Here is a 1,575-nt window from a genome sequence, read left to right as displayed (position 1 = left end):
TTGGGGGTCGGGGCTATTTTTTGTTTCCTAAGGCGAGGGGTCTCAGACCCCTCGACCCCATAACTCGGTAGCGTCAGGCCACGCGGCACGGAGGGATTGCTTGACGCAACGAACAGCGGCTATGATCCGTGCATGTGGAAACCCCTGCACCCGCTCTACAATCTATATCGTCGGTGGTTTGGCTCTTATTGTTTGTTGGACCCCCGACCGATTCAGATGTCGGCACCTTATACATTTTATCTGCCATCCGAAGAGCGCAGGATCGGTGTGATGCCTGGTGACGATGTAAAATTGATTATCCAGAGCAAACCACAGGGGCTCAAATACGATGCCGAACGAATGTGGGTGAGAGTTAGGGAAGTCACCCCAAGCGGTCTTTGTGGTGAACTCAACAATGAAGCTTTCGATATGCCGCAACTTGAGCTCGGCCACTCCATCCGCTTCCAAGCTTTTCACATAATCGATATCGATACGGACCGTACGTTACCCGACGAGCTTCCGCGAAAAGAATATTGGGACCGTTGCATAGTGGATCGGTGTGTCCTGGACGACGGTGTTCCGGTTTCTTTTATCTACCGTGAAGAGCCAGATCTAGCTCAGCCGGACGACAAATATCCGGATAGTGGATGGCGTGTGCGCGGCGACTATCGCGATATCAGCGAAGAAGAATTAGAAAGCCGAGACGTAACCTATATCGCTTTGGGCAAAGTACTAAATGTCGATGACAGCTGGCTTGATTTGATCGACTCGCCTATTGGCTCCGCTTTTCTGCGAAATTTTGAAACTGGGCAGTACGAACCCGAAGAGCCCGACCTGTCTAATGACAATTGAAGACAAAATCCTCGACCGTGGCGCCGTGCTCCTCTTGGCCAACACCGGCCAGCCGCAGACCCTGATCGGCTGCGAACTGGAAGAGCTAGATCTGTCGGACATGATCCTGAACGGCTGGGTGTTCGACCAGTGCATTTTGAAAAAGTCGAAATTCACCTCGGCCAAGCTGGAAAAGGCCCAGTTCACCGCATGCAAGGGCGCCCAGGCGGTGTTCACGGGCGCCGCGCTGAGCGAAGCCAAATTTACCGGCTGTGACTTTAACAATGTCCAGTTCCGCGGCGCCACCCTGAGCCAGGCGAAGTTCCAGCGCTGCAAGCTGACCGGCGCCGATTTTACTCAGGCGCGGACGTTTGATCTCACCTTCGAAGAGTGCAAGCTGAACGATGCTCGCCTGCGCGGGATATCCTTTGCCCGACAGACATTGAAGCAGCTCGACTTGCATAATGCCGACCTGCATCAGTGCGACTTCCGCGATGCCGTGTTCGAAGACTGCTCTTTGCGCGACTCCATTCTGGACCATGCCCGGTTCGAAGGCGCTGACCTGCGGGGCACGGACATCGGCGGTGTGCGGCTGGACGACGCCAGGCGGTTCAAGGGCGCCACGATTTCGCGGGCTCAGGCGGCGGAGTTGTTGTCGGAACTGGGATTGAAAGTGCGGTAGCGCTGTAGAATCCCCTCTCCCCGTTCTTCACGGGGAGAGGTTAGGGTGAGGGGCGGGGCGTCTTCCGAACGCTCCGTCCTCTG

At 55.7% G+C, this 1,575-nt stretch carries 2 protein-coding genes; both read left to right on the top strand.

What is annotated here, in order from left to right:
* Positions 1–132: 132 nt before the first annotated feature.
* Positions 133–831: an immunity protein Imm33 domain-containing protein gene (locus ABI_RS01935; protein ID WP_040308499.1), complete on the top strand. Its 699-nt coding sequence runs from the start codon at positions 133–135 to the stop codon at positions 829–831.
* Positions 821–1,492 (top strand): pentapeptide repeat-containing protein, encoded by a 672-nt coding sequence (locus ABI_RS01930; RefSeq protein ID WP_006271127.1) that lies wholly within the window; start codon positions 821–823, stop codon positions 1,490–1,492. Before ABI_RS01935 ends, ABI_RS01930 begins: the two co-directional genes overlap by 11 nt.
* Positions 1,493–1,575 lie beyond the last annotated feature (83 nt).

The organism is Asticcacaulis biprosthecium C19, from assembly GCF_000204015.1.
GTDB lineage: Bacteria > Pseudomonadota > Alphaproteobacteria > Caulobacterales > Caulobacteraceae > Asticcacaulis > Asticcacaulis biprosthecius.
This window is presented reverse-complemented; position numbering and strand designations above follow the sequence as displayed.

Coding starts and splice junctions, on each gene's coding strand:
- ABI_RS01935 (WP_040308499.1), top strand. CDS start 133: ATGTGGAAACCCCTGCACCCGCTCTACAATCTATATCGTCGGTGGTTT.
- ABI_RS01930 (WP_006271127.1), top strand. CDS start 821: ATGACAATTGAAGACAAAATCCTCGACCGTGGCGCCGTGCTCCTCTTG.